The organism is Aquimarina sp. (assembly GCF_977115655.1).
In genome coordinates, this window is record NZ_CDSBKO010000130.1 from 1 (window position 1) to 4068 (window position 4068).

At 32.1% G+C, this 4068-nt stretch carries 4 protein-coding genes; 3 read left to right on the forward strand and 1 reads right to left on the reverse strand.

Annotation, left to right across the window (positions count from 1 at the left end):
- Positions 1-610: 610 nt before the first annotated feature.
- The 3 genes from ACZIYX_RS23680 (at position 611) to ACZIYX_RS23690 (ending at position 3705) form a co-directional block, all read left to right on the forward strand.
- Positions 611-1033, forward strand: a complete 423-nt coding sequence (locus tag ACZIYX_RS23680; protein WP_462684736.1) for a VOC family protein — start codon at positions 611-613, stop codon at positions 1031-1033.
- 72 nt (positions 1034-1105) lie between these two features.
- Positions 1106-1639 (forward strand): GNAT family N-acetyltransferase, encoded by a 534-nt coding sequence (locus ACZIYX_RS23685; RefSeq protein ID WP_462684737.1) that lies wholly within the window; start codon positions 1106-1108, stop codon positions 1637-1639.
- Positions 1640-1929: 290 nt separating this feature from the next.
- Positions 1930-3705, forward strand: a complete 1776-nt coding sequence (locus ACZIYX_RS23690) for an AMP-dependent synthetase/ligase (protein WP_462684738.1) — start codon at positions 1930-1932, stop codon at positions 3703-3705.
- Positions 3706-3787: 82 nt separating this feature from the next.
- On the opposite strand, the gene ACZIYX_RS23695 is transcribed toward ACZIYX_RS23690, so the two are convergent.
- A partial coding sequence (locus tag ACZIYX_RS23695; protein WP_462684739.1) for a hypothetical protein occupies positions 3788-4068 on the reverse strand: 281 nt, incomplete at its 5' end.

Sequence of the window (4068 nt, forward strand, 5' to 3'; positions counted from 1 at the left end):
ATAGAAAATTATCAACCAAATATTTGTTTTTAAGCACAGTTCATCCGGCGCAGGCAGGAATCCATGATGGAAGTAAAGGGGTATTTTGTTTTTACAGACATTTAATCCTCAAAAAGATACAGGGTAACTTAACGACATTGATAATCTGGGTTTAATCCAGCCACCCTGGAGAATCTGCCTCAAGGCTGTTCCTTTTCAAAATTCGGGAACCTCATCTTTTTATAGTATTAATATTTATATAATGGGTAATGAGCTTCTCGAATTGTATTTATAGCTAAATCAACATAAAATAATAGTAATATTTCTAGTAAAAAAACAAATTTCTACGTTAAAAATACTCGTCATAGCTCTGCTATGACTGCGTTTTTTACCTTGAACTTCGTTTTTTTCTTTATAGATATTTTTTGATCAATTGACGCGTTTTTTGCACTTCATAGCAGTGCTACGAGGTAAGAAAAAGCAAAAATTGAGTGAAAAAGAGCATTTTTATAGCGAATTGAAAAAAGTTTAAATCACTTCGATATCCAGAGATACCAAATACTCTTCTTAGAAATTAAATTTTTTATGGTAATTTTAATATAAAAATTATTTGGTAATAAGAATTTAAATAATGGCCGAGGCAAACGAAAAAATTGAAATTGAATTTTTGGATCATGTAGCAATTCGAGTTGCGAATATAGATGTATCTGTACATTGGTATGAAAAAGTTTTAGGTCTAAAAAAGTATCAACTTCCAGAGTGGGGAGAATTTCCTGTTTTTATGTTGGCAAATAAATCAGGAATAGCTCTATTTCCTGCGAATACATCTGATAAAGAAATTGACTTAAAATCTAGAAATGTTAAAATAGATCATTTTGCATTTAATGTAAACAATGAAAATTTTGAGAAAGCAAAAAAACGTTACGCTAAACTCAATTTAGATTTCAATATTCAAGATCACCATTATTTTTTATCCATTTATACAAAAGACCCCGACAATCATACTGTTGAACTAACTACAATCGTAGTAGATGAAGACAAATTTTATAAATAATAGAAATTAAAAAACCAATAGAAACAACATAGTCCTATTATTATATCTTTAAATTTAGTAATATAAAAGCTAATGAAAACAAAAAATTATTTTTTAAAAGAAATCGAATCTTCTGATATTGAAAACATTCATAAAGGACTATCCAACCCGGATATAACAAGGTATTATGATGTGCATTTTCCTACTATAGAAGATACCAAAGAGCAAATGGATTGGTATCGTGATTTAAAGAAAAATGGAACAGGAATTTGGTGGGGAATTTATGACAAGAATGATAATCAATTTTGTGGAGCTGGTGGATTTAATAATTTAGAAAAGGACCATAAAAAAGCCGAAATTGGTTTGTGGTTGCTAAAAGAATATTGGGGAAAAGGTATATTAAAAGAGATAATGCCCAAACTATTTGAAGAAGGCTTTAACAAACTTGATTTAAACAGAATTGAAGGGTTTGTGGTAAGTGATAATTTGAAATGTAAAAATGGTTTAGAGAAAATTAATTTTACTTATGAAGGGACAATGAGGGAGTGTGAAATTAAAAATGGAGAAAAATTAAATGTTGATTTTTATTCAATCTTAAAAAGCGAATGGCAAGAAAAAAACCTGTAATAATAAATAGCCTCTATACTTTTGGCTACTGTCCTTTTTCCATTCCTGCTTAGTTTCATTCTCGTTGTTTACAAAAGAGCATCTAACATATATTTTCTTTTCACTCAACTATACTTGCCCTATTTTATTCTTAATCAAATACCTATTCCTCTAACTTTTTCAGAGAAAAAAAAATTCAAAAAAAGAAAAATGTAATTGCTTAAAAGAATGAAAAAACAAATTCATAGATTTGACATAAATCAGAAAGCCTTGATTTTCAACAACTAAAACAAACCTATATCTGTTTAAAAATGGATTCACCTATCAACATACACCGTCTTTTTGATATTCCACAATATCAACTCACCACATACGATCTTGACAAAGCATTTGTAACCAAATATGACGGGAAGTGGAAATCTATCTCCACAAAAGAATACATAAAAAAATCCAACAAAATTAGTAGAGGGCTTTTAAGATTGGGTGTAAAACCAAACGATAAGATAGCTGTCATTTCAACAACCAACAGGACCGAATGGAATGTGTGCGATATAGGGATTTTACAAATTGGGGCACAAAACGTACCTATTTATCCCTCTATATCCAAAGAAGATTATGAATATATTTTAAATCACGCAGAAGCAATGTATTGTTTCGTTTCTGATGTAACTATTTTAGAAAAACTCAACCAAATCAAGGCAAATACCAAATTAAAAGCAGTATTTACCTTTGATGATATAGCCAACGAAAAAAATTGGAATGAAGTTCTGGACCTAGGCAACGATACCAGTAATCAAAATGAGGTAGAAATATATAAAAGCAACATTACTTCTGATGATTTAGCTACATTAATTTACACTTCTGGTACTACAGGGAAACCAAAAGGTGTAATGCTATCTCACAAAAATATTGTATCTAATGTGCTGGCATGTGCAAAACGGGTACCATTGGAACTAGGAAAAGACAAAGCTTTGAGTTTTTTACCGCTATGTCATATTTTTGAACGAATGGTAATTTATCTATATCAATATTCTGGTATCTCTATCTACTATGCAGAATCTATAGAAAAAATGACCGATAACCTAAAAGAAATCCGACCACAGGTAATGACTGCTGTACCTCGTTTATATGAAAAAGTGTATGATAAAATTATTGCAAAAGGAGGCGAATTAACAGGTCTTAAAAAGAAATTATTCTTTTGGGCAATTGATTTAGGCTTAAAATACCGGCCTTATGGTGCTAATGGTTGGTGGTACGAAAAAAAATTAGCCGTTGCCAAAAAATTAATATTCTCTAAATGGCATCAAGCCTTGGGTGGTAATATTAAAGTAATGGTATCCGGAGGAGCAGCTTTGCAGCAAAGATTAACATGTATTTTTACAGCCGCAGGTTTACCAATTATAGAAGGTTATGGGCTAACAGAGACATCGCCGGTAATATCTATTAATGACCACAAAAATAAAGGATTTAAAATAGGAACAGTTGGAAAAGCTATTGATGATGTTACCATAAAAATTGCCGAAGATGGGGAAATCCTTGTAAAAGGTTTTAATGTAATGCTAGGGTATTATAAAGATCCTGAAAAAACAGCTGAAGTAATGACCAATGGTTATTTTCAAACAGGAGATATTGGCGAAATTGATATTGATGGTTTTTTAAGGATTACAGACAGAAAAAAAGAAATGTTTAAAACATCCGGGGGGAAATATGTTGCACCCACTTTGATTGAAAACCAATTGAAACAATCCCGTTTTATTGAACAGGCAATGGTAGTAGGCGAAGGAGAAAAGATGCCCGCAGCTATTATTCAGCCTAATTTTGATTTTTTGGTGCAATGGGCAAAAAGAAAAAATATATCATTTCAATCTATTGAAGATTTAATTGCCAACAAAATAGTTATCGAAAGGATTGAAGAAGAAATATCCTTTTGTAACCAAAAGTTTGGAAAATGGGAACAGGTAAAAAAGTTTGAGCTAACACCCGATGAATGGAGTGTCGATGGTGGTCAATTAACACCTAAAATGAGTATGAAACGAAAAGCCATAAAAGAAAAATATAGCAATTTGTACGACAAAATATACGCCTGATTTTTTAAGGTTTCATACTATTTAGGAACAACAAAGGCTAATACTACGCAAAAAGAGAACTAATCTGTTTATGCCAAAAAAATCATGATTTTAGCTCTTTTACCCCATACCGATAAGGGGGTACCCCCTTGTCGGTATGGGGTCGACCCCACCCAGAGGTGGTTCGAGCCGATAATGTATCGGTTCGAAGTGATAACGGATCGGTTCGAAGTGATATTTTGACCCTTCGAGCTGATAAATTATCACTTATATATGATATTAAATCGGTTCGAGCCGATATGCAGACAGGTATAAGTGATAAATTATCACTTCGAACCACCTCAGTCACCCTTCGAACCACCTCAGTCACCCTTCGAACCACCT

Excerpts from the sequence above, each read along its gene's own strand:
- ACZIYX_RS23680 (WP_462684736.1), top strand. The coding sequence starts at position 611 with ATGGCCGAGGCAAACGAAAAAATTGAAATTGAATTTTTGGATCATGTA.
- ACZIYX_RS23685 (WP_462684737.1), top strand. The coding sequence starts at position 1,106 with ATGAAAACAAAAAATTATTTTTTAAAAGAAATCGAATCTTCTGATATT.
- ACZIYX_RS23690 (WP_462684738.1), top strand. The coding sequence starts at position 1,930 with ATGGATTCACCTATCAACATACACCGTCTTTTTGATATTCCACAATAT.